Source organism: Streptomyces sp. NPDC012835 (assembly GCF_042900885.1).
GTDB lineage: Bacteria > Actinomycetota > Actinomycetes > Streptomycetales > Streptomycetaceae > Streptomyces.
Window position 1 is genome coordinate 586338 of record NZ_JBIBBW010000004.1, and the last position, 23606, is coordinate 609943.

General features: G+C 73.9%; 20 protein-coding genes. 11 read left to right on the top strand and 9 right to left on the bottom strand.

All coding sequences use genetic code 11. The features are described from left to right. Nucleotides 1-98 precede the first annotated feature (98 nt). From ACFY6S_RS20725 to ACFY6S_RS20740, 4 genes are all read left to right on the top strand, one after another. The gene (locus ACFY6S_RS20725) at nucleotides 99-1505 is read left to right on the top strand and encodes an SWIM zinc finger family protein (RefSeq protein WP_388819741.1); all 1407 of its coding nucleotides are present in this window, start codon (nucleotides 99-101) and stop codon (nucleotides 1503-1505) included. Continuing rightward, nucleotides 1502-4219 (top strand): DUF6493 family protein, encoded by a 2718-nt coding sequence (locus tag ACFY6S_RS20730; protein WP_388819744.1) that lies wholly within the window; start codon nucleotides 1502-1504, stop codon nucleotides 4217-4219. Before ACFY6S_RS20725 ends, ACFY6S_RS20730 begins: the two co-directional genes overlap by 4 nt. Nucleotides 4220-4316: 97 nt before the next feature. Beyond that, the gene (locus ACFY6S_RS20735) at nucleotides 4317-5711 is read left to right on the top strand and encodes a GNAT family N-acetyltransferase (RefSeq protein ID WP_388819747.1); all 1395 of its coding nucleotides are present in this window, start codon (nucleotides 4317-4319) and stop codon (nucleotides 5709-5711) included. Between the two features lie 151 nt (nucleotides 5712-5862). Beyond that, entirely contained in the window at nucleotides 5863-7554 is a 1692-nt protein-coding gene (locus ACFY6S_RS20740; protein WP_388819750.1) for a DUF885 domain-containing protein, read from the top strand. Between the two features lie 212 nt (nucleotides 7555-7766). Here the strand turns inward: ACFY6S_RS20740 and ACFY6S_RS20745 are convergent, their stop codons facing one another. After that, nucleotides 7767-8447: a TetR/AcrR family transcriptional regulator gene (locus ACFY6S_RS20745; protein ID WP_388819753.1), complete on the bottom strand. Its 681-nt coding sequence runs from the start codon at nucleotides 8445-8447 to the stop codon at nucleotides 7767-7769. A gap of 129 nt (nucleotides 8448-8576) precedes the next feature. On the opposite strand from ACFY6S_RS20745, the gene ACFY6S_RS20750 reads away from it, so the two are divergent. After that, nucleotides 8577-9629, top strand: a complete 1053-nt coding sequence (locus ACFY6S_RS20750) for a DUF3533 domain-containing protein (protein ID WP_388819755.1) — start codon at nucleotides 8577-8579, stop codon at nucleotides 9627-9629. A 54-nt stretch (nucleotides 9630-9683) separates the two neighbouring features. On the opposite strand, the gene ACFY6S_RS20755 is transcribed toward ACFY6S_RS20750, so the two are convergent. The 3 genes from ACFY6S_RS20755 to ACFY6S_RS20765 form a co-directional block, all read right to left on the bottom strand. Then, complete coding sequence (locus ACFY6S_RS20755) at nucleotides 9684-12707, bottom strand: AAA family ATPase (protein ID WP_388830100.1); 3024 nt, start codon at nucleotides 12705-12707, stop codon at nucleotides 9684-9686. After that, nucleotides 12704-13870, bottom strand: a complete 1167-nt coding sequence (locus tag ACFY6S_RS20760; RefSeq protein WP_388830097.1) for an exonuclease SbcCD subunit D — start codon at nucleotides 13868-13870, stop codon at nucleotides 12704-12706. Before ACFY6S_RS20760 ends, ACFY6S_RS20755 begins: the two co-directional genes overlap by 4 nt. A 105-nt stretch (nucleotides 13871-13975) precedes the next feature. Beyond that, nucleotides 13976-14596, bottom strand: a complete 621-nt coding sequence (locus tag ACFY6S_RS20765; protein ID WP_388830094.1) for a YigZ family protein — start codon at nucleotides 14594-14596, stop codon at nucleotides 13976-13978. A 63-nt stretch (nucleotides 14597-14659) separates the two neighbouring features. Between ACFY6S_RS20765 and ACFY6S_RS20770 the strand changes: the two genes are divergently transcribed. After that, the gene (locus ACFY6S_RS20770; protein WP_388830091.1) at nucleotides 14660-15088 is read left to right on the top strand and encodes a CoA-binding protein; all 429 of its coding nucleotides are present in this window, start codon (nucleotides 14660-14662) and stop codon (nucleotides 15086-15088) included. A gap of 57 nt (nucleotides 15089-15145) precedes the next feature. Here the strand turns inward: ACFY6S_RS20770 and ACFY6S_RS20775 are convergent, their stop codons facing one another. From ACFY6S_RS20775 to ACFY6S_RS20785, 3 genes are all read right to left on the bottom strand, one after another. Then, entirely contained in the window at nucleotides 15146-15700 is a 555-nt protein-coding gene (locus tag ACFY6S_RS20775) for a YbaK/EbsC family protein (RefSeq protein WP_388830088.1), read from the bottom strand. Between the two features lie 44 nt (nucleotides 15701-15744). Next, the gene (locus ACFY6S_RS20780) at nucleotides 15745-16317 is read right to left on the bottom strand and encodes a helix-turn-helix domain-containing protein (RefSeq protein WP_388830085.1); all 573 of its coding nucleotides are present in this window, start codon (nucleotides 16315-16317) and stop codon (nucleotides 15745-15747) included. 129 nt (nucleotides 16318-16446) lie between these two features. Further along, nucleotides 16447-17187, bottom strand: a complete 741-nt coding sequence (locus ACFY6S_RS20785) for an acyltransferase (protein ID WP_388830082.1) — start codon at nucleotides 17185-17187, stop codon at nucleotides 16447-16449. A 461-nt stretch (nucleotides 17188-17648) separates the two neighbouring features. Between ACFY6S_RS20785 and ACFY6S_RS20790 the strand changes: the two genes are divergently transcribed. The 5 genes from ACFY6S_RS20790 (at nucleotide 17649) to ACFY6S_RS20810 (ending at nucleotide 22190) form a co-directional block, all read left to right on the top strand. After that, the gene (locus ACFY6S_RS20790) at nucleotides 17649-19430 is read left to right on the top strand and encodes an ATP-binding protein (RefSeq protein WP_388830079.1); all 1782 of its coding nucleotides are present in this window, start codon (nucleotides 17649-17651) and stop codon (nucleotides 19428-19430) included. A gap of 121 nt (nucleotides 19431-19551) precedes the next feature. Next, nucleotides 19552-19971, top strand: coding sequence for a roadblock/LC7 domain-containing protein (locus ACFY6S_RS20795; RefSeq protein ID WP_114626342.1), 420 nt, complete (start codon nucleotides 19552-19554; stop codon nucleotides 19969-19971). Further along, on the top strand, nucleotides 19968-20327 hold the full coding sequence (locus tag ACFY6S_RS20800; RefSeq protein WP_388830076.1) for a DUF742 domain-containing protein: 360 nt from the start codon (nucleotides 19968-19970) through the stop codon (nucleotides 20325-20327). The genes ACFY6S_RS20795 and ACFY6S_RS20800 overlap by 4 nt, the downstream gene beginning before the upstream one ends. Beyond that, nucleotides 20308-20925 carry an ATP/GTP-binding protein gene (locus ACFY6S_RS20805; protein ID WP_388830073.1) on the top strand — a complete coding sequence of 206 codons (618 nt, stop codon included), beginning with the start codon at nucleotides 20308-20310 and terminating at the stop codon, nucleotides 20923-20925. Before ACFY6S_RS20800 ends, ACFY6S_RS20805 begins: the two co-directional genes overlap by 20 nt. Next, nucleotides 20922-22190: a cytochrome P450 gene (locus tag ACFY6S_RS20810; protein WP_388830070.1), complete on the top strand. Its 1269-nt coding sequence runs from the start codon at nucleotides 20922-20924 to the stop codon at nucleotides 22188-22190. Before ACFY6S_RS20805 ends, ACFY6S_RS20810 begins: the two co-directional genes overlap by 4 nt. A gap of 18 nt (nucleotides 22191-22208) precedes the next feature. On the opposite strand, the gene ACFY6S_RS20815 is transcribed toward ACFY6S_RS20810, so the two are convergent. Together ACFY6S_RS20815 and ACFY6S_RS20820 are read right to left on the bottom strand one after the other, a co-directional pair. Continuing rightward, complete coding sequence (locus ACFY6S_RS20815; protein WP_388830067.1) at nucleotides 22209-22883, bottom strand: DedA family protein; 675 nt, start codon at nucleotides 22881-22883, stop codon at nucleotides 22209-22211. A 187-nt stretch (nucleotides 22884-23070) separates the two neighbouring features. Further along, on the bottom strand, nucleotides 23071-23523 hold the full coding sequence (locus ACFY6S_RS20820; RefSeq protein WP_388830064.1) for a DUF4442 domain-containing protein: 453 nt from the start codon (nucleotides 23521-23523) through the stop codon (nucleotides 23071-23073). Nucleotides 23524-23606 lie beyond the last annotated feature (83 nt).

Here is a 23606-nt window from a genome sequence, read left to right on the forward strand (position 1 = left end):
GCGCCTGACCCGAGGGGGCGCGGCGGCGCGAACACCGGGGCGCGGGCTCCGGGTTCGCGCCGGGCCCATTGTCAGTGGCGGGTCCTACGGTGTTTTCCATGACACGATCCGTGCAGGCGTTGGCCTATTCCCGTCCGTCCGCCCTGGAGAGCATCCGGGGCGGACGGCAGCTCGGTCTGGAGACCTCCGGCGGCCGCACGCCCCGGGGAGCCGAGGCCGCTCCGCACTTCTTCACCGGTTTCCTCTCGTCGCCGCGGGCCGCCGCCCGCGGGCTGCTGGCGGTGGCCGACGTGGCCGGCGCGCGGTACCACCGGCCGACGCCGACCGCGTCGCTCGACCCGGTGGTGACGGGGAACGGGGACCGGTTGCGGTTCGAGTCGTTCTCCGGCTGCTGCGGGGTGTACGCGCGGCTCGATGTGGAACGGGACGGGCTCGACGGGGCCACGACCGGGCACGGCACGACCAATGTGGACGTGAACAATCCGCTGCGCGAGGCCCTTTCGCGGCTGACCGGTGACGATCCGCTGCATCTGCGGGTGGGACCGGACGAGTTGACGGTGACCACGCTCGACGGCCCCGTGGTGGAGAAGAAGGTTCCGCTGCCCGACCGGTGGCTGCGTGGCTTCGCCGAGGCGCAGGTCGTCTCGGCCGGATTCGATCTGCGGGCCGAGCTGAGCGCCCCGGAGGCGGTGCGTTTCCTGCGGTCGCTGCCGCAGCGCGCTGGCGCCGCTTCGCGCGGGGCCATGTGGGTCGTCCCGGCGGGCCGGACCCTGCGGCCGACCACCCGGCCGGTGCCGGGCGCGGTCTGTCTGCCGGGCCCCGAGCGGCTGGCCGCGCTGCGCCGGGTGCTGCGGGACGCGACGGCGCTGCGGGTGTACGGGCCGGTGGCCGAGGGCGCGGCGGTCGCCGGTGCGTGGGAGGCGGTGCTGCCTGGGATGCGGCTGACGCTCACCCTGTCGCCGGACACGGCGCGCGGATTCTCCGGCGAGGGCGGGGTGCTGGAGGCGCTGGCGACCGAGGAGGCCGCCGCGGACGCGGAGCTGGTCTCCGTCCTGCTGGCGTGGGAGCCCCGGATCGATCCGGGTGAGCTGGCGGCACGGGCCGGTCTGACCGTGCAGCGGATACGGGCGGCGCTGATCCGGCTCGGGACGGCGGGCCGGGTGGGCTACGACGTCGCGGAAGCCGCCTACTTCCACCGGGAGCTGCCGTACGACGCGGACCGGGCGGAGCGGCACAATCCCCGGCTGGTCTCGGCGCGCGCCCTGGTCTCGGCGGGAGCCGTGGAGATCGACGGCGATCCGGCCCGGGTCGCCTCGGGCGAGCGCGTGTATCGGGTGCGGGAGTCGGCCGGGGTGCTGAGCTGCACCTGCCAGTGGTGGGCGGACCACCGTGGAGGGCGTGGCCCGTGCAAACACGCGCTCGCGGTCCGGATGGCGCGCCGCGAGGCCGCCCGTACGGCCGCGGGCCCCGCCGCCGGTGCGGCGAGCGTGGGCGGTGCGCGATGAGTTCGCTGGTCGATGTGGTCAGGGCCGGTCGCGCCAAGGCCGTTCCCGAGCTGGTCAAGTCGATGACCGCAGCCGAGCGCAAGGAGGCGCTGACCGGGCTGAAGGCGCTGCGCGCCGAGGTGCGCGACTGGTCGTGGGACCGGTGGGCGGAGCGCCAGAAGGTGCACGACGCGCTGCTGATCGCGGGGACGGGCTGTCTCACGGGGGCGGCGGACACGGCGGCCTGGCTCGGCTCACGCGAGATGCGCGGGACTTTCGAGGTGGAGCACGAGCCGCTGCTCGGCCTCCTCGCGGAGCGGGACGCGCGGTGGCTGGGGAACCTCGCCCACCGGCTCGCCGGCCGTACGGCCACGGCCCGGGTCGACTACCCGCTGATCGCGGGGCTGGTCCGGCTGGCGGGCTGCGCGTTGCCGGACACCGACGAGTTCGTGTACGGCTGGGTCGACGCGGCGGGAGCGCGCGGCGGTCCGGCGGATTCCCTGCGGGACGACCCCTGGCTGGCGGTCATGGTCCCGAGGCTGTTCACGACGGCCGATGTCCCCGGCCCGTTCACCCGGCGCCACGACGATCCGCGCCACTGGGCTTCGGTGCTCCCCGCCCTCGCCGCCGAGGGTCTGGTGGAGCGACGGCCGCTGGTGGACGGCACCATCGCCCGCCTGCTGCGCGGCGGCCGAAGGCCGGCCGATTCCGCGTTCTTCCTGAGCCTGCTGGGCCGGCTGGAGCCGACGGCCGGCGAGAAGCGGGATCATCTCGCCGACTGGACCGCCATGGCGGCGGACGGCACGCCGACGGTGGCGGAGCACGCGCAGCGGGTGCTGGCCGAGCTGGCCGTCTCCGGCGCTCTGCCGACGCGGGACCTCGCTGACGTCTCGGGCTCCGTGCTGTTCCGGCCGGAGAGGAGGCTGGTCCGGGCCCAGCTCGTCCTGGTGGGCAAGGTGCTGCGGGCGGATCCGGGCGCGGCCGGCGCGTTGCTGCCGGTCGTCGCGGAGACGTTCGGGCACGAGGACAGCGGCATCCAGGAGCGGGCGCTGAAGCTGGTCGCCCGTCACCTGCCCGCCGTCGACGCGGGGATACGGTCCGAACTGGCCGGTTACGCGGCGCTGCTGGCCCCGGTGCACCGGGCGCGGGCCGTGGAGGTCTTCGGCGAGCCGGTCGCGGACGCCGACCGGACTCCGTACGAGGAGATCCTCCCGCCCGTGCCGCTCCCGACCCGGTCGCGGCCCGCCCCCTCCGACCTCGCCGAGCTGGTCGAGGAGGTGTCGGCGCTGATCTCCTCGCGCGCTGTCCCCGGGGAGTGCTTCGAACGAGTGCTGGACGGGCTGGTGCGCCACGCCTACCGGGACCGGCAGGCGCTGGCCGCCGCACTGCGCGCGGCGCTGGCCGGCCGCTGGTGGCTGCGGGAGCCGCCGGAACGGGACCTGGACAACGCCTTCGGCTGGGAAACCCACCAACTGGAGGTGGTGACCGCCGCCGTGTGCGGGCTGGTCTCCGTCAGGACGCTGCGGGACGCGGCGAAGCGCGCGGCGGCCGGGCGGTGCTGCGCCCACACCGTGCTGGACGGGGTGGTGGACGCGCGGTTCCGGGAGGTCGCCCATCTGATGTGCACCCGACCGCTGCCCTTCCTGCTCGCCACCCCGACCTGGGAGACGGGCGCGCTCGACCCCGAGGTGCTGGTCGAGCGGCTGGGCGAGTACCGCCGGCTGTCCGTCACACCGGCGCCCGTGGACTTCGCGCAGGCCCTCCTGCGGGTGCGGCGAGCCGGGCATCCGGAGGCGGCGCGCGCCGCGGCGGCGCTCGGCACGCCCGAGGCGGACCGGCTGGCGGCCTGGCTGACCGGGGGCGGCGCGGCGCTGCCCGCGCTCGACCTCGCCGAGGTGCCCGAGCCGCGGGACGGGGACGGCAGCCCGGAAGGCCGCCCCCGGTGGCCGGGCCTTCTCCGGCCGGTGCTCCGGCCGGTGCTCCGGCCGGAGAAGGCCGGGCGGCGGCCGACCGTGCGCCGGGAGTTTCCCCCGGCCTTCCACTGGCTGGACGGCCCTGTCCGGCCGACCCGTTCGGGCTGCTTCCACTGGGAGGAGTACCGGAATCCGGGCTGGCCCAAGGTGCTGCCCGAGGACCCGGACACCCTCGCGGGCTGGCTGCTGCCGGGGGTGGCCGCCTGCGCGAAGGAAGATCATCGCGGCGGTGCCTGGTGGCTGCTCCCGCTCGCCGAGGGCGGCGGGACGGCGGGCCGCTCGCTGCACCGGGCCGTGGCGTACGGGCTCGGGGCCCGGCAGCCGCAGGACCGGCTGTCGGCTGTGGACGCCCTGCTGGTGCTGGCCGCCCGCGGCGATCTGGACGGTCGCTCGCTGGGCGCGGAGCTGGGCGGGCTGGTGCGATCCGGCGCCGTCAAGCCCAACCGGCTGGTGGACTCGGTCCGTACGGCGGCGGCGACCGGCGCGTACGCCACGGTCTGGTCGGTGCTGGGCGCGGCCCTGCCGCCGCTGCTGGCTCCCGTACCGGGCGACGGGAAGAGCACCCGGTCCCGGAGCGGCGCCGGGAACGGGATCGGGGAGATACTGTCCGTGGCCGCCGACTGCGCCGAACGCTGTGGCGCGGCGCAGGAGATAAGGGGCCTGCCGGAGTTGGCCGGGCGGGGCGGCACCTCCCGGGCGGTCGCCCAGGCCGCCCGGCTCCTGGCCGCATTGCGACAGGGGAGCGAACGCTCCAGGCCATAAAGGGCCAGAGATGGCTCAAAATGGAACATTTCCATCCTTAACCCATCAGTCACAAACCGTTCGTGGTCACGCAACACCGTTCCGTCAAAGTGAGGTCATGACCGATGTGACTTCCGCGAAAAGCGCCCGCCGTCCGCACCACTGGCGGCGGGACCTTGTCGAACTGGCCGCCCTCTTCACCGCCGTGGCCGTCGCCGACGCCCTGGCGAACATGATCGCGCACGGGCCCGACGGAGCGTTCCTGCTGGTCGCCTCGGCGGTGGCACTGATCGCCACCGCCATGTTCCACACCTGGTGGGCACGGAAGCACGGCCACGCTCCACCGGCGTCCGGGGCCGGGCCCGCACCCGACGGGCCCGCGCCGGCGCCGGCCGAGCGCCGCTCCTCCGCCGCCGGGGAGCGGACCCTCTGGCGGATGCGGACCACCGTGCGCGACGAGCCGGGCAGCCTGGCCGCCCTGTGCGGCGCGTTCGCCGCGCACCGCGTCGACATCCTCACCCTCCAGACCCATCCACTGGCCGACGGCACGGTCGACGAATTCCTGCTGCGCGCCCCGGCGGCGCTCCAGGCCAAGGACCTGACGCGCGAGGTCTCGGCGGCGGGCGGCAGCAGCACCTGGATCGAGCGCGCCGACACCCACGACCTGGTCGACACCCCGACCCGGGTACTGGGCCTGGCCACCCGCACCGCGCTGGACGCCGCCGAACTCCCGCTGGCACTACGCCAGTTGCTCGGCCGCTGCACGATCCACTCCCGGCCCGCCGGATCGGACACCGACCACGTCACGGACGGGACCGCGCCCGTCGAAGGCGTACTGGAGGGAACGGAGATGCGGCTGCGCGATCCGAACGGCGGCACCATCAGCGTCGAGCGCCCCTACCTTCCCTTCACCCCCACCGAGTTCGCCCGCGCCCGCGCCCTGGTGGAGCTGGACGCCCGGCTCGGCCCGCGCATCCCGCGCGGCCAGGACGTGCTGACCCTGCCAGAGGGTGAGGAGATCACCGTCCGCCGCGCCGACGGCGACGACCTCGAAGCCGCCCTCGCCATGCACGCCCGGTGCTCCGTACGCACGCTCGGGCTGCGCTACCACGGCCCGGTGGGCGACGCCGACCGGTATCTGAACCATCTGCTGAGCCCCCGCTTCGGCCGCACCCTCGCCGTCCAGACGGCGTCCGGCCGGCTCGTCGCCCTGGGCCATCTGCTCTGGGACGGGGACGAGACGGAGGTCGCGCTGATCGTCGAGGACGCCTGGCAGCGGCGGGGCATCGGCTCCGAGCTGCTCGGGCGGCTGGTGGCTCTCGCGGTCGAGGCCCGCTGCGGCAGCGTGTACGCGGTGACGCAGGCGTCCAACACGGGCATGGTCGCCACCATGCGCGACCTCGGTCTGCCGCTCGACTACCAGATCGACGAGGGCACCCTCGTGATCACGGCCCGGCTGGAATCCCCGGCGGTGGGGTCCGTCCCCTCCGGCCACGAGCAGGCCGACCGCTGACGGCCGCGACCGCGATCGGGTGATCCGGTGGCGGGGCGGCGGGGCGGCTGATCCCCTCCGGTGACCGGAGGGGATCAGGATCCGGCCAAAGGCGGTGCGCCCGGACAGCGCCGAGTGTGACGCGATGCTCCCCGTTGGGGAGGATGGCCACATGTCAGACACCACCCCCGGCAGCGCGCTGCCCCGCCAGGTCGCCGACGCCTACGTCGACGCACTCATCGCACTCGACCCCATCACGGGCACCCATCTCGGGGTGGCGGAGTCCTCCCGCCGCCTCCCCGACTTCTCCCCCGCCGGGCAGGAGGCCCTGGCCGCTCTCGCCCGCGCCACGCTCGCGCGGCTCGACGCGGCCGAGGCCCTGCCCGGCGCGGACAGCGATGCCGAGCGGCGCTGCGGCCGGCTGCTGCGCGAGCGGCTGACCGCCGAACTCGCGGTCCACGAGGCCGATGAGGGGCTGCGCGCGATCAGCAATCTCAGCTCGCCCGCGCACCACATCCGCGAGGTGTTCACCTTGACACCGGCCGAGACCGACGAGGACTGGGCGGCCCTCGCTGAGCGACTGCGCGCGGTGCCCGACGCGCTGGCCGGATACCGTGCCTCGCTGGCCCTGGGGCTGGAGCGCAAGCTGCCGGGTGCCCCGCGCCCCACCGCCACCTTCATCGGACAGCTCACGGACTGGGCGGGCGAGGAGTCGGGCAGGGGCTGGTTCGAGGACTTCGCCTCGGCAGGGCCCGACTCGCTGCGCGGCGAGCTGGACTCGGCGGCCCGCGCCGCCACCGCGGCCCTTTCGGAGCTGCGGGACTGGATGCGCGACGTCTACGCACCGGCCGTCGAGGGCGCCCCTGACACCGTGGGCCGGGAGCGCTACGCCCGCTGGGCGCGCTACTTCAACGGTACGGATCTCGATCTGGACGAGGCGTACGCGTACGGCTGGTCCGAGTACCACCGGCTGCTCGCCGAGATGCGGACCGAGGCCGAGAAGATCCTGCCGGGCGCGGGCCCCTGGGAGGCGCTCGCCCATCTCGATGTGCACGGCAAGCACATCGAGGGCGTGACGGAGGTCAAGGAGTGGCTCCAGAGCCTGATGGACGAGGCGATCGAGGCCCTGGACGGCACCCACTTCGAACTGGCCGAGCGGGTGAAGAAGGTGGAGTCCCGGATCGCCCCGCCCGGCGGCGCGGCCGCCCCGTACTACACCGGCCCCTCCGAGGACTTCTCGCGCCCCGGCCGCACCTGGCTGCCGACCATGGGCGACACCCGTTTCCCGGTGTACGACCTGGTCTCGACCTGGTACCACGAGGGCGTACCGGGGCACCATCTCCAGATCGCCCAGTGGACGCACGTCGCCGCTCAGCTCTCCCGCTACCAGGCATCGGTCGGCCAGGTCAGCGCGAACGCGGAGGGCTGGGCGCTGTACGCGGAGCGGCTCATGGACGAGCTGGGTTTCCTGCCGGACGCGGAACGCCGACTCGGATATCTGGACGCGCAGATGATGCGCGCCTGCCGGGTGATCGTGGACATCGGGATGCACCTGGAGCTGGAGATCCCGGCCAAGTCGCCATTCCACCCGGGCGAGCGCTGGACGCCCGACCTGGCGCAGGAGTTCTTCGGGAACCACAGCGGGCGTCCGGCGGACTTCGTGGAGAGCGAGCTGACCCGCTATCTGTCGATGCCGGGCCAGGCGATCGGCTACAAGCTGGGCGAGCGTGCCTGGCTGACCGGCCGGGAGAACGCGCGCAAGGCCCATGGCGACGCCTTCGACGCGAAGGCGTGGCACATGGCGGCGCTGTCGCAGGGCTCGCTGGGCCTGGACGACCTGGTGGACGAGCTGTCCAAGCTCTGACCCGCGCTACCCCGCCCTTCGCCGCCGGCCCGTGCGGGCCCGCGGCGGGTGGCGCGGCGCCGACGGGTGCGGGCGGCGGGAGCACGGGGCCGCGCGGGGGCGCCGGGCGGGGGCCGGCCCCGCCGCCGTTGCGCACCGAACCGCCGGGATCAGCCGTGTCCCGCGTATCCCACGTGTCCCGCCGGTCACCCGTGTCGCTCCAGCCGCTCCGATCACTCCAGCATGGTGATGGTCGCCGCCATGAGCTCCTCGTGGAGCCGGGGCAGCTCGCGGTCGCCGGGCTCCAGCACCTCCTGGCTGGTCATCCCGTCCCGTACGGCGACCATGGCGCGGGTGACGCGCTCCAGCCGCGCGTCCGAGGGGTCGTGGCCCAGGGTGCGCATCGCGGCACGGACCACCGGGATCAGCGCGTCGCGCACGGTGCGCCGGTGGGCGACGAACGCCTCGCCCGCCCGGGGATCGCGGACGGCGTGCGCGGTGAATTCCAGCTGGAGCAGGTGGTCGTCCCGGTTGACCGAGAGCGTGGCCACCACCCGCGTCACCACCTCGACCAGCTCCGCCACTCCGGCGGGCCCCTGCGCCGCCGGGCCGGCCGAGGCCCTGATCTCGGCGACCGCCGAGGTGGCGGCGGCCTCCACGGTGTCGATCAGCTCGGCGGCGCGGGCGTCGTAGAGGGCGAGGATCAGCTCGTCGAGCGTCTTGAAGTTGGAGTAGAACGCGCCGCGCGTATAGCCCGCGCCGGCGCACACATCGTCGATCGACGCCCGGCCCAGCCCCTTCCGGGCGAACACCTCCGCCGCCGCCGCGAGCAGCTGCGCGCGCGTCTCGGCCCGGCGCTTGGTGACGCGGGGCGACTTGCCCGGGGTATCGGACGGCTTCGGGTCAGCGGGCACGGTGACACTCCCAAGGTCGCACTCCAACTTGCGATTCACATATGAATCGGATACATAATTGTATTCGATGACCGGACCATCCGCGGCCCACCGGCCCGGATGACCACCCCCCAGCCGAAGGGTTCCACCATGAGCACACCGGACGAATCGAGCCCGCAGGGTTTCTGGGCCGAGCTGCGGGACGCCGTCCAGTTCCGCACGATACTGCTCATCGCCGGTGTCCTCTTGCTGCAACTTGGCTTTATTTTGTCCTATATCGGCGCTTTCCATGCTCCGAAGCCGCACCAGATCCCGGTGGCCGTGGTCGCCCCCGCGCAGATGTCGGAGAAGACGGTCGCCGGGCTGAACGGCATCGCCTCCACCCCGGTCAAGGCCGAGCCCGTCGCCTCGAAGGCCGCAGCCGAGGAGCAGATCCGTACGGGCCGGACCTCGGCCGCCCTTCTGGTGAACGGCGGCGGCACCGAGGACACCCTGCTGGTCGCCTCCGGCGCCGGGAAGGCGGAGTCCGACGCCGTCACCTCGGTGATCACCAGCGCCGAAGCCGACCAGCAGCGCACCGTCACGACGCACGACATCGTGCCGCTCCAGTCGGGCGACGGGCGCGGGCTGAGCGGCTTCTACCTGGTCATCGGCTGGATCGTCGGCGGCTATCTCGTCGCGGCCCTGCTCGGGGTCGCCGCCGGCACCCGGCCGCTCACCGGCCGCCGGGCCGTCTTCCGGCTCGGCGCGATGGTGCCGTACGCGATCCTGTCCGGTCTGGGCGGCGCGCTCGTCGCCGACCAGGCCCTCGGTGCGCTGACCGGGCACTTCCTGGCGCTGTGGGGCATCGGCACGCTGCTCGTCGCCTCGGCGGCGGCGGCCACCATGGCCTTCCAGTCCCTCTTCGGCGTCATCGGGATCGGGATCACGGTCCTGGTCTTCGTCATCCTCGGCAACCCCTCGGCCGGCGGCGCGTACCAGTCGTCGCTGCTCCCGCCGTTCTGGCGGGGGATCTCCGACTGGCTGCCGAACGGCGCGGGCACCGACGCCGTGCGCCGCGTCGTCTACTTCGGCGCCGAGGGCATCACCGGCCATCTCCTCGTGATCAGCGCCTACGCGGTGGCCGGGGCGCTCGTCGCGGTCCTGGTCCCCGTGTGGCGGGCCCGCCGGCCGGTCGCGAGCGCGGCGGAGACGACCGACTGACGTCATGTCGGGAAACGGGCCGTGCGGGGCGAGTCGATCGCCCCGCACGGCCCGTCAGCGTGTCGGGTCCGCGAGCCGCGGCCGGACCCGCGAGCCGCGCCGGTCCTTGACGATCTCCAGCTGGGCCGGGATACGGCGGCGCAGATCGGCGACATGGCTGACGATGCCCACGCTGCGATCGCGTTCCCGCAGCGAGTCGAGCACGTCGAGGACCTCGTCCAGGGCCTGTTCGTCCAGGCTGCCGAACCCCTCGTCGATGAAGAGCGTGTCCAGCCGCACACCACCGGCCTCGTCCGTGACGACATCCGCGAGACCGAGCGCGAGGGCGAGCGACGCGAAGAAGGTCTCACCGCCCGAGAGCGTCGCGGTGTCCCGCTCCCGGCCGGTCCAGGCGTCCACGACCTGAAGTCCCAGCCCGGAACGGCCCCGGCCGCCCACGCGCGCGTCGGAGTGCACCAGCCCGTACCGGCCGGAGGACATGCGCCGCAGCCGTACGGTGGCCGCCGCCGCCACCTGTTCGAGCCGGGCCGCCAGCACGTACGACTCCAGCCGCATCCGGCGCTCGTTCTCGCTGGAGGTGCCCGCCGTGAGCGCGGCGAGCCGGGCCACCCGGTCGTACTCCTCGCGCAGCGGCCCGAGCGCCCGCACCTCGGCCTCGGCCCGCCGGGAGAGCGCGAGCAGCGCGGCCACCCGCTCGCGAGCGGAGGCGGCGGCGGACGTGGCGGCGCGCAGAGCGCGTTCCGCCGTCCGGTGCGCCTCGTGCGCCCCGGCCGTGTCGGCGGGCGGACGCGCGGCGGCGTCCCGGGCCTCCGGCTCCCGGCGCCGCTCGGCGAGCGCGTGGGCCTCGGCCTGCCATTCGTCGACGAGACGCTGCGCCGCGCGCCGGGCCGCCTCGGTCAGCAGTGCCTCGGCGGCGGCGCCCGGAGTGTCGAACCCGGCGCGGAACGCCGCGCCGGCCAGCCGGTCGTCGGCCTCCTTCAGCCGCAGCGCCGCGGTCTCCACGGCGCGTACGCTCTCCACGGCCCCGGCGATCCGGTCCGCCCGGGCCGCCAGCTCCCGCTGCCGCTCGGCGACGCTGGCGGCGTCGCCCCTGGCCCGGGCCAACCCGGCCCGCAGCGCGTCCTGTTCGCGTTCGAGCGCCTCGGACCGCGAGGTACGGGCCGCCGTCCGGCGCTCCGCCTCGTGGCGCGCGGCGAGCCGCTCCCGGTGCTCGCGCTCGGCGCGGGCGAGCGCCTCCAGGGCCGCGTGCGTTCCGGCGGCGGTACGGCGCGCCTCGGCGTGTTCGTCCTCCAGCCGCCTTACCAGCGCGGCGAGTTCGGCGACCGTCGCGTCACCCGCCTGGGCGCGGGCCGTCGCGCACTGTTCGCGTACCGCCGCGTGCGCGCGATCCGTCTCCTCCCGTACCGCGTCGGCCCGCTGATACTCCGTCAGCGCCGCTTCCTCGGCCGCCGAGTCCACTTGGCCATCGGCCGTCCGCGCGGGCGCGGGGTGGTCGGCGGAGCCGCACACGTCGCAGGGTTCGCCGTCGACAAGCCGGGCGGCCAGCTCGGCGGCCATGCCGCGCAGCCGCTCCTCGCGCAGATCGAGCCAGGCCGTGCGGGCGTCGCCCGCCCGGGTCTGCGCGTCGGTCAGCCGCCGACGCGCCGCCGTCAGCGCCTCGTCGAGCGTGTCGCGCCGCCGGGCGGCGGCCAGCCGCCCCACGGCGGGTTCGAGCTGTCCGGCCAGCCGTTCGGCGCGGGTGGACGCCTCCCGGGCCGCCTCGACCCGGCCCTGGAGCGCGCGATGTTCGGACTCCCAGCCCTCCGGGCCGCCTTCCGGCTCCGCGAGGACCTCCTCGTCGGCCCGCGCCTGCCGGTCCAGCGCGGCGCGTTCGGCGGTGATCGCCGCGTCGCGTTCCTCGTCGCGTCCGGCCGCGTCGAGCGCGCCCAGCTCCTGGCGCATCGACCTTTCCAGCGAGGCGAGTTGCTCGGCGCCGGCCTCGGCGGCGGACGCCGGGAGGAGTGCGCGGGCCGCGTCGTACGCGCGGGTCGCGTCGCGCAGCTCCCGATCCGCCTCGTCCCGCAGCGAGAGCGCGGGCGCGACCAGCTCCGCGCGGTGGGCGCCGCGCAACGACGCCTCGGCCAGGTCGTGTTCGGGGCGACGGGCCTCAAGTTCCGCTTCGCGGCGCAGCGTCTGCGCGAACCGCTGCTGCGCCGCCGCGAGTTCCCGCGCGGCGTCCAGCGCGCGCCGCGCGGCGGCCTCCCCGCGCTCGGCGGCCGTCAGCGCCGCGCCGGCGATGTCGGCCCGCTCCCGGGCGGCGGAGCGGGCGAGCGCCGCCCACTCCAGCACGGCGGGCGCGAGCCCCACATCGCCGGGCCTGCCCTCCGGCGGCGGTGCGTCCGACCCCGCGCCCGCCACGCCCTCGCCGGCCGCCTGAGCGATGCGCTGGGCGACGGCGAGAAGCCGCTCGTCCCCGGCGCGCACCCGCTGCTCGGCGGCCCGGCGCAGCTCGGCGAGATGGTCCTCGACCGCCGCGAACCGGCGGGTGTCGAAGAGTCTGCCGAGGAGTTTGCCGCGCGCCTCCGCGTCGGCGCGCAGAAAGCGTGCGAAGTCTCCCTGCGGCAGGAGGACGACCTGGCAGAACTGCTCCTGGGTCATTCCCAGCAGCTGCTTGACCTCCTCGCCGATCTCCTGGTGCGAACGGCTCAGGGCCTTCCAGCCGCCGCTCGGCGCGTCGTACTCGCGCAGTTCGCTCTGCGCCTTCTCGGTGGTGAGGCCGGTGCCCTTCTTCTTGGGCCGCGTCTGCGCCGGCCGCCGGGTGAACTCCAACCGCCTTCCGCCGACGGTCAGTTCGAGGGTGACCTCGGTGGGGGTGCCCGGTGCGGCGTAGTCGCTGCGCAGCGTCGCTCCCGGGCTCTGCCGGGCGCCGGGGACCGAGCCGTACAGCGCGTAGCAGACCGCGTCGAGCACCGAGGTCTTCCCGGCGCCGGTCGGGCCGTGCAGCAAAAAGAGCCCGGCGCCCGAGAGCGCGTCGAAGTCCACTTCCTGCGTGGTGGCGAAGGGGCCGAAGGCGGTGAGGGCCAGCCGGTGCAGTCTCATGGGGTCACCTCGCGCACCGTCGCGTCGACCCGTACCGCGTCGAGAGCGGCGCGCAGCACGGACCGCTCCTCCTCGTCGGGGCCGCCTCCGCCGCGTACGTGCGCCACGAAGTCCTCCGCGATCTGCTGGTCGGTGCGGCCCGCCAGCCGCCGGGCGTACGAGGAGAGCGGGTCGTCGTCGCCGCGCTCCGGGTCGAAGACCAGGCTGAGCGCGTGGGGGAACCGCTCCGCGAGCCGCGCCATCGGCTCGTGCGGCCGGGCCGGGTCGGTGAGCGTGGCCTCGACCCAGGACTCCTCGTGGCGCGCCAGCTCCGGGTCGGCCAGCAGGTCGTCGAGCCGTCCCCGGATCCTGGCCAGCGCCCGGGGCACCGGGCAGTCGATCCGCTCGGCCGCGATCGCGCCGTCCGCTCCCAGCTCCACCAGCCACATGGTCTTGCGGTGCGTCGTCTCCGAGAACGAGTAGGCGAGCGGGGAGCCGGAGTACCGCACGCGGTCCGTCAGCGTCTGCGCGCCGTGCAGATGGCCGAGGGCGACGTAGTCCACACCGTCGAAGACCCCGGCCGGTACGGAGGCCACGCCCCCGACCGTGATGTCCCGCTCGCTCTCGCTCGGCTCACCGCCCGTGACGAACGCGTGCGCGAGCACCACGGAGCGCGTCCCGGCGGGCCGGGCGGCGAGATCCGCCCGTACCCGCTCCATCGCGGCGCCGAGCACCGCCTCGTGTCCGGCCTTCGGCGCCCTGAACTCGTCCCGCACCAGAGCCGGTTCGAGATAGGGCAGCCCGTAGAAGGCGACCTCGCCCCGGCCGTCGGCGAGCAGCACGGGCTCCGCGCAGTGGGCGGGGTCGGTCCGCAGATGGATGCCCGCGCGGCCGATGAGCCCCGCGCCGACACCGAGCCGACGGGCCGAGTCGTGGTTGCCGGAGATCATCACGGTCGGCACCCCGGCCCCGGCCAGCCGGTGCAGCGCCCGGTCGAACAGCTCCACGGCGCTGAGCGGCGGTACGGCGCGGTCGTACACGTCCCCCGCCACCAGCACCACGTCCACCTCCCGCTCCCGGACCGTGGCGACCAGGTGGTCCAGGAAGGCGGCCTGGGCTTCGAGCAGGCTGACGCGGTGGAACGAGCGCCCCAGATGCCAGTCCGACGTGTGCAGAATGCGCAAGCTCTCCCCCAGTGGTCGAGGCCCCACGCTAGCCGGGCGCCCGGAGGGGGGCGGACCCCGGGTCCCGGCGCCGCGGTCCGAGGGCCGTGGCCGGCAGACAGGCGCTCACGCGAACGCCTCGCCGCCCAGCTCCAGCCGCGCCGTACCCGCCGTGCTGTCCGCCAGCCACGCGCGGAACGCCGCCACCTCCGCGTCCGGCAGCCCGACGTCGATCGTCACGGCCTCCCCGTACCGCACCTCGCGCACCGCGCGTCCCGTGGCGCGCAGCTCGTTCTCCAGCCGGCCGGCGCGGGCGTGGTCGACGGTGACGGTGGCCAGCCGGAAGCGCTGCCGGGTCAGGGTGCCGAGCGCGTCCAGCGCCTCACCGACCACCCCGCCATAGGCCCTGATCAGGCCGCCCGCGCCGAGCTTGACCCCGCCGTAGTACCGGGTGACGACCGCGGCGGTGTAGCGCGTCTCGCGGCGCAGCAGCATCTGGAGCATCGGCGCTCCGGCGGTGCCGCCCGGCTCGCCGTCGTCGCTCGCCCGCTGTACGGAGGCGTCGGCGCCGATCACGTAAGCGAAGCAGTTGTGGGTGGCCGTCGGATGCTCCGCGCGGACATGGGCGACGAACTCCCGTGCCTCCTCCTCCGTCGCGACGGGCGCCAGCGCGCAGATGAAGCGGGACCGGTTGATCTCGGTCTCGTGGATTCCCCGGCGGGCGACGGTGCGGTACTGCTCCTGCATCCGGCCACCCTATGCGGGGCCCGTGTCCGGGAATGGCCGGGGCGTGCGGACCGTTCCCCTGGCATGTACGCAGACACAGGCGCCTTCGCGGACGACGAGACGGTCCGTTCCCTCCTCACCGCCACGGGGGACACCTGGGCGGTGGTGGGGCTGTCGGCCAACCGGTCGCGGGCGGCGTACGGGGTGGCCGCCGTGCTCCAGCGATACGGCAAGCGCGTCGTCCCGGTGCATCCGAGCGCGCAGACGGTGCACGGCGAGCGGGGGTACTCCTCGCTCGCCGCGATCCCCTTCCCCGTGGATGTCGTGGACGTCTTCGTGAACAGCGGCCTGGCCGGAGCCGTCGCGGACGAGGCGGTGGAGATCGGCGCGAAGGGCGTGTGGTTCCAGCTCGGGGTGGTGGACGAGAAGGCGTACGAGCGTACGCGGGCGGCCGGTCTCGCCATGGTCATGGACCGGTGTCCGGCCATCGAGATCCCCAGACTCGCGGACTGAGACGCGCGAGGGCGGCGGGACGCGGGCCCGCGCGAGCCCGCCCGCCCGGCGGGTGGCTCAGACGCCCAGCCCCTCCAGGACCACCGCGCCGGGCAGCTGTGCGAAGACCTTGCCGGGCACGATCATCTTGCCGCGCCGCCGGCCGCTGCCGATCAGGACCCATTCGGTGTCGAGCACGGCGGAGTCGACCAGCAGCGGCCAGCTCGCGGGCAGTCCGATCGGTGTGATGCCGCCGTACTCCATGCCGGTCTCGCCGACCGCCGTGTCCATCGGGGCGAACGACGCCTTGCGCGCGCCGAGTTGCTTGCGCACCACCCCGTTGACGTCGACCCGCGTCCGCGAGAGCACCAGGCACGCCGCGAGGGTGACGTCGCCGCCCCGCTTGCCCGCCACGACCACGCAGTTGGCGGACTGGTCGAGCAGACGGGGACCGTAGTGCTCCACGAAGACCGCCGTGTCGGCGATCGCCGGGTCCGTGTCCACGAACAGCAGCTGTTCGGCGGGGACATCGCCCTGCCAGCCGCGCACCGCGTCGGCGACGGGCGGGGTCAGCAGGTCGAGGCAGTCGGGGGCCGGGGTGGCGTGGTCGAAGTCTCCGATGGGCGCGCGCATGAGCGACACGCTAACAGCCGCCCCGCCCCCGCGTTCCGGCCGTCTCAGCGGGCCGGCGGGATGGCCACGGACATGATCATCTCGACGGTGTCGGTGCCGTCGTTGCGATAGCTGTGGGGCACGTTCGCCTCGAAGGTGGCGGAGGCTCCGGCGGGTACGGCATGCGGCGCGCCGTCCACCACGAGCGTCAGCTCACCGGCGGTGACGTGCAGCAGTTCGACGGTGCCGGGCGGGTGCGCGTCGGAGACCCCGGCCTCGCCCGGCGTCAGGGTCCACGACCACATCTCCAGCGGGCCTCTGGCCTCCGTGCCGACGAGCAGCGTGCTGCGGCTGCCCGCCCCGGTGGACCACATCCGGACGGCCCGCGCCTCGGGCACGATCCTGACCCGGGGGCCCTGCTCGTGGTCGAGGAGGGTGGCGATGGAGACGCCGAGCGCGTCCGCGAGCTTGACGGTGGTTCCGACGCTCGGGTTGGTGCGGGCCTGCTCGATCTGGATGATCATCCCCCGGCTGACCCCGGCGCGGGCGGCGAGGGCGTCGAGCGTGAAACCCCGTTCGCCGCGCCAGCGTTTGAGATTGCGGGCGAGCGACTGCGTGAGCTGGTCGAGGTCCGACACGTTTCCGTCCCCTGCGGTCCAAAGGTCGTTCTGTTCCACGGGAGCGTGCGGCTGCGCGCACGAGCCCCCTCGGGCACGGACCCCGCGTGCCGTGCGGTGCGCCCGGCCGTTCCTCGCACTGTACGGGGATCAGGCGTCCGGGGCCCGCTCCACCAGCGCGAGCAGCTGCTCCGGGGTGACCCCCTCCGGTATCGGCACCGGTGTGGGGGTGCGCAGCGGCGGCTGCCAGCCGCGCTCGTGGTCCCATCTCCGTACGACACGGGCGGGCGCACCGGCCACCACGGCGTGGTCGGGGACCGCTCCCCGTACGACGGCTCCGGCGGCGACCACCACATTGCGGCCGAGCCGGGCGCCGGGGAGGATCACAGCGCCGGTGCCCAGCCAGCAGCCGGGACCTATCTCGACCGGTTCGGTCCTGGGCCACTGCTTGCCGACGGGTGTCCTCGGGTCGTCGTAGCTGTGATTGGTCGAGGTGATGTAGACGTAGGGGCCGCAGTACGTATCCGGCCCTATGGTCACCGTCGTGTCGGCGATGACATGGCTGCCGCGTCCCAGCACCACTCCGTCGCCCAGCGTCAGCAGCTTGTCGGGCCCCAGGTCGAGCCCCGGCATCATCCCGGCGGTGAGCGTGACCTGTTCGCCGATGACGCAGTGGTCGCCCAGCTCGATCCACGGTTCGCCGAAGACGGTGCCCTGCGGGAAGGCGAGACGGGTGCCGGTGCCGATCCGGCGGAAGCGCAGCCGGCCCGGCCGGTCCGCGCTGACCGCGCCCGCCTGCTGGATCCAGCGCCAGCCGCGGTGCACGGCCGCCGAGGCGATCCGCCGCCGCCAGGCGGTCAGCGATGAGAACGCGATTCTGTTCTTCGGCACGCGCACACCGTAGTCGGCGGGGCCCGGTGGGGCCGGGGGCGGGTGCTGTGACCTTCGCCCCACGGCCGCTCCGGGCCGCCCGCGAGCCGCGCCCCCGGCGCCGGGCGCTCGCCCGGGGACCCGGCGGCGCGGCCGCTCTCGTACAACCGCTCCGTACGACCGGTTCGTACAACCGCTCCGTACGACCGGTTCGTACGACCGGTTCGTACGACCGGTTCGTACGACCGCCCGGTGAAGGCGCCCGAAGGCGCCCGTCACTTACCACGAGACCCCTCGTCGGTGTGCCACTTCGGCATGAAATCCCCCGTTGTGTGGGCTGAGGCCGTCAAGCGGCTTCCGGGGGCCCCGCCCGTGGCAGCATGAGCGCCTCATGTGGTGCGGAAGTCCCGCCGGGTCGGCCGCGCAACACCCCACCCGCAGTCGAGATTCCCCCACCGCACTCAAGTACGAGGGACCGCGGAATGTCAGTGCCTGTCGCCCCCAGCCCGCGCCGCATACGCAAAGCACGGCCGTTGCCGCTCACCGTTCCCCTGGCGCTGCTGGTCGTGGCGGGCGCCGCCGGGGTCGCCGCGACGGTCACCGCTCCCGTGGCGGTCCGCACCTGGGTGGCCGCGACCGTCGCCGTCGCCTGGGCCTGTCTGGCGGTCACCGCCGGCACCGCGACGGCGGTGCTGCGGAAGGGCCGGCGCGGCGCCGTGGTGACGGAGAGCGAGAGCAGGACGGCGCAGTCGCAGCTCACCCAGGTCGGCGCGGACTGCGCGCTGCTGCTGAACGTCACCCTGCCCGCCGTGGCCAAGCGGCTGCGGGACGGCGTCGGTCCCGAGGAGACGCTCGCCGCCGTCCCGGAACCGGCGGATCCGCCACTGCGCCGCGTGCTGCAGGTCTTCGCCGCCGAGATCGCCGACGCCGAGGAGCGCGCGGCGCTGGCGGTCGAGGACCGGGACCGGGCCGTCGCCCAGCTGACCAAGGCCGCCGACGACCTGGACCGGCTGACCACCAGGACACTGCCCTCGGCGCTCAACGGGCTGCGCTCCGGCGGCTCGGCCGACACCGTGCTCGCCACTGTCGATCCGCCGGAGGATCCACGGCTGCGGGTCCTGATCGACTCCCTGGTCAGGGACTTCGCGCTGAGCGAGCGACGGGCCACCGCCGCGCAGGTGGCCAGCGCCAAGGCGCTGAGCCGGGTGCAGGCCAAGGCCGTCAGCATGCTGGCCGACCTGCGTGAGATGCAGGACCGGCACGGCGAGGAGGTCTTCGGCGATCTGCTCAAGCTCGACCACAACACCTCCCAACTCGGGCTGCTCACCGACCGGCTCGCCCTGCTGATGGGCGGCCGGGCCAGCCGGGCCTGGAACAAGCCGATCCGGATGGAGTCCATCCTGCGCGGCGCGGTCGGCCGGATCGCCGCCTATCAGCGGGTCAGGCTGCACTGCTCCAGCGGCGCAGCGATCGCCGGGTTCGCCGCCGAGCCCGTGATGCACCTGCTCGCCGAACTCATGGACAACGCGGCGAACTTCTCGCCGCCGATCGACGAGGTCCATGTCTATGTCGAGGAGCGCACCGCCGGCATCGTGGTGACCATCGAGGACAGCGGTCTGAAGATGGCCGCCGCCGCCATGCGGCGGGCCGAGGAGTCCGTGTCGGGCCGGGTCACCGACCTGGCCCACCTCCAGGGCACCCGGCTCGGGCTCGCCGTGGTCGGCCGGCTGGCCGCCAAGTACCACGTCAGCGTCAACTACCGGCCCTCGTCACGCGGGGGTACCGGTGTCGTGGTGCTTCTCCCGCCCCAGCTCCTCGCCCAGCAGCGCGGTATGGCTCCGGAACAGTTCCTGCGGCGCCCGGACCCGGAGACGACGATGCCCTCACCGCCCGTCCCCCGGGGCTCGTCCGCCTCGCACGGCTCACCGGCGCCCCACTCCCCCGCCGAGCCCGCGCTCCCCGCGCCCGCCTGGCTGCCCTCGCCGTCCGCCCCGGGGGGCGGCCCCCGGGTGGCGACCCCCAACGGGCTGCCGGTACGGCCGCCCGGCCGCACGATGGCCGCGTCCGACCGGGGCAGGCCGCTGCCGGGGACGGAGCCGGAGGAGGGGGGTACGGGGGACGGCCGCGACGCGGGTGCGCAGTTCGGGGCCTTCCACCGGGCGCGCCACACCTCCGCGCCGCAGGCGCCGTACGGAACACCGTCCCAGGCGCCGCCCGACCCGCCGGAGGGCCGCACACCGCCCGCGCAGCACCCGGCCGGATAGCGGGCGACGGTGCGCTCCCCCGTACGGCGTCCGGAGGACCGGCGCCCCATCTCATCGCGAACGCCAGATTGGAGACACGGGCAGGTGACCTCGTTATCGGGCGCTCCCCGCCCCACACACCATGCAGACCACTGACAACAGTCTGACCTGGCTCTTGGAGAGCCTGTTGGAACGCACCCCGGGCACCCGGCACGCACTGGTCCTCTCGCGCGACGGGCTGAAGCTCTGCTGGAGCCGCCATCTCACGCTCGACCAGGCCGACCAGCTGGCCGCGATCTGCTCCGGCATCCAGGCGCTCGCCCAGGGCGCCTCGGTCGAGTTCGGCAACGGCACCGGCGGGGTACGGCACTCGATGACGGAATTCCACGGCGGTCTGCTCTTCATCGTGGAGGCGGGCGCGGGCGCCCATCTCGCGGTCATCGCCGAGGACGGCGCCGACCCCGGAGTGGTGGGGCATCAGATGACCGAGCTGGTCGAGCAGATCGGTGACCACCTGCGGGCCGAGCCCCGCACCCCGGTCCAGGAGAGCACTCCGTCATGACCGGGCGACCGGTCGACACCGGGGACCCCGACCGTCTGTACACCGTCACCGGAGGCCGCAGCCGGGTTGACGACAACTCGTTCGACCTGGTCACGCTGATCGTCAGCGAGTGCGAACCCACGCCGGGTATGCAGTCGGAGCATGTACGCATTCTCGACGTGTGCCGCCATCCCACGGCGGTCGTGGAGATCTCCGCCGAGCTGAACCTGCCGGTGACGGTGGTACGGATCCTGCTCGGCGATCTGCTCGCGACGGGCCGGATCACCGCCAGGCACCCGCGCGCGGCCGGCTCCGCCTCCGCTTTGCCCGACTCCGCCCTCTTGAAGGAGGTGCTGCATGGACTCCGCAACCTCTGAACTCCCGGCCCGCCGGACCCCGTTGCCCGATGCCGCCGAGACCGGTCTGAAGATCGTCATCGTGGGCGGATTCGGGGTCGGCAAGACCACCCTCGTCCGCTCGGTCAGCGAGATCCGGCCCCTCAACACCGAAGAGGTGATGACCCAGGCCGGAATCGGTGTGGACGAGACCGCCGGACTGACCACGAAGACCACCACCACGGTGGCCTTCGACTTCGGCCGCATCAGCCTCAACGACCGGATGGTGCTCTATCTGTTCGGGGCGCCGGGCCAGGAGCGGTTCTGGTTCCTGTGGAACCGGCTGTTCTCCGGCACCCTCGGCGCCGTCGTCCTCGTCGACACCCGGCGGATGAGCGAGTCCTGGTACGCGGTCGACCGGCTCGAACACCATCGGACCCCGTTCGTCGTCGCGGTCAACCGGTTCGACGACGATGTCTCCGCCTTCTCGCTGGCGGAGATCAGGCAGGCGCTCTCGCTGCCCGAGCACGTCCCCCTGATCGACTGCGACGCGCGGGTGCGCGCATCCGGCAAGAACGTCCTGATCACCCTCGTGGACCACCTCTACGAACTGGCCGTGGCCAGGGAGCTGACACCATGACCGACCCTGAAGGAACCGGCCCCGAAGCGGCTGTCGCGGCTCCGGGCTGTCCCGTACAGCCGGACGCGCCGCTGCTGAGCGGTCTCGAACACCATCAGACGCCCTCCCAGCTCTACCGCCGGCTGCGCGCGGAGCACGGCGCGATCGCCCCCGTCGTCCTGGACGGCGGGATTCCCGCGTGGCTGGTGCTCGGCTACACCGAGGTCACCTATGTCACCAGCCACGACGAGCTGTTCGGCCGGGACTCCCGGCGCTGGAACCAGTGGGGCTCCATCCCCGAGGACTGGCCCATGATGCCCTTCCTGCGCCACCAGCCCTCGGTGCTGTTCGCGGAGGGAGCGGAGCACCAGCAGCGGGCCGGTGTGATCACCGAGGCGCTGGAGGCGGTCGACCAGTTCGAACTGGCGCAGCTCTGCCGCGAGTTGGCCGAGGGACTGATCGACACCTTCGCCGGCAGCGGCGGGGCCGAGCTGATGGCCTCGTACGCGCACGCGGTGCCGATGCACGCGGTGGTCCGGCTCTGCGGGATGGCGCCCGACAGCCAGGACACCGAGGACCTCGTACGGGATCTGGGGATCTCCCTGGACGCGGCCGAGTCGGACAACCCCGTCGCCGCCTACCGGCGGGCGCAGGAGCGCATCGAGCTGCTGGTGAAGGAGAAGCGGGAGAATCCGGGGCCGGACATCACCTCCCGGATGCTGGCGCATCCGGTCGGGCTGACGGACGAGGAGATCGTCCAGGACCTGATCGCCCTCATCGCCGCCGCGCAGCAGCCGACGACCAACTGGATCTGCAACACCCTGCGCCTGCTGCTGACCGACGACCGGTTCGCGCTGAACGTGTCGGGGGGCCGGCTCAGTGTCGGGCAGGCGCTCAACGAGGTGCTGTGGCTGGACACCCCGATGCAGAACTACATCGGCCGGTGGGCCGTGCGCGACACCCGGCTCGGCGGCCAGCACATCAGGGCGGGCGACTGTCTGGTCCTGGGGCTCGCCGCCGCCAACACCGATCCGCAGATCTGGCCGGAGGGACACATCGGGGCGGAGAACTCGGCGCACCTGTCCTTCGGCAACGGTGAGCACCGCTGTCCCTACCCCGGTCCGCTGCTGGCCGACGTCATCGCGCGTACGGCGGTCGAGACGCTGCTGGAGCGGCTGCCCGACGTGGTGCTGGCGGTGGAACCGTACGAGCTGACCTGGCGGCCCTCCATTCTGATGCGGGGCCTGACCTCACTGCCGGTGACGTTCACGCCCGTCGTGCAGTGACCCCGTCCGGGGTCCGGATCAGTCGGCGGCGGGGGCGGACACCGGCTCGGGCCGCTCGGTGGCGGTCTCGTCGCCGGCCGCGGGGCGCTCGCCCGCCTTCTTGGCCCGGTTCCTCACCACGAGCATCGAGACGATCCCGATCAGCACGGCGAGGAGCAGCCCGAGCCAGGAGAAGCGCTTGAGCCACGCCTCGGCCACCACGCCCACCGAGTAGATGACGGCGGTGGTGCCACCGGCCCAGACGATGCCGCCGAGCACGTTGGCGATCAGGAACTTCCAGTACGGCATGTGCAGCACGCCCGCGAGCGGCCCGGCGAAGATCCGCAGCAGCGCGACGAAGCGGCCGAAGAAGACCGCCCACATGCCCCACTTCTGGAAGGACCGCTCCGCCATGGCGATCTGCGCCTCGCCGAAGTGCTTGGGGAACTTGGCGCCGAGCCGGGCGAGCAGCGGCCTGCCGCCCTTGCGGCCGATGGCGTAGCCGATCGAGTCACCGATGATCGCGCCGGCGGTGGCGCAGGCGCCGAGGACGTACGGATTGATCTCGCCGTGCTGGGAGGCGAGCAGGGCCGAGCTGACGAGGACGATCTCACCCGGCAGCGGGATCCCGAGGCTCTCCAGCCCGATCACCACCCCCACGAGGACATAGACACTGACCGCGGGGACGGTTTCGAGCCACTCCTGGACGTGCAACGCCGGTTCCTCCCGTGGATGACTGACCGGTGGCCGGGCCGGCCTCCGAGGGGCCCGTGCCCGGCTGCCCGGCGTGCGCGCCAAGGCGCACGCCGGGCAGCCTACCCGCTGGCGGGGCGCGGCCCGGAATCAGCGGTGTCCGGAACACGGGGGCGGCGCCGGTGGCGTGGCGGCGTCGCAGGGGGTCTCAGGAGTGCGGCCGGAGGGTCCATACGACGGTCATCTCGCCGCAGACGGCGCCGTCCTCCCGGGTGATTTCGACGGTGACGGGGAATTCGGGGCGCTTGCCGGTGTCCAGCTCCGCCACCACATCGGCGGCGGGGCGGCCCAGGGTGGCGGTGGCCGTGACGGCGCCCATCGCCAGCTTCCGGTAGGCGATCCCGGCGTTGACGGCGAGGGGGACGGCCCGGTGGAGCTGGTCGCCGAAGGCGGCGATGACGATGGCGCCGCTGGCGGACTCGGCGAGGGTGAACATCGCGCCGGCGTGGGGTCCGCCGATGTGGTTGTGGTATTCGGCCTGGTCGGGCAGCCGGACCACGGCCCGCTCGGCACCGGCCGCCACGAACTCCAGCCCGAGGGTCCTGACCATGGGAACGGTGGCGGCGAGCATGTCGCCGACGGTCGTCTGTTCAGCGTTCATGAACCGCAGGTTACCGGTCAGTAGCGTATTTTGACCATCCCCTGACAGGGCGGCCGGCACCGGGCGGCCGCGCCCCTCTATCG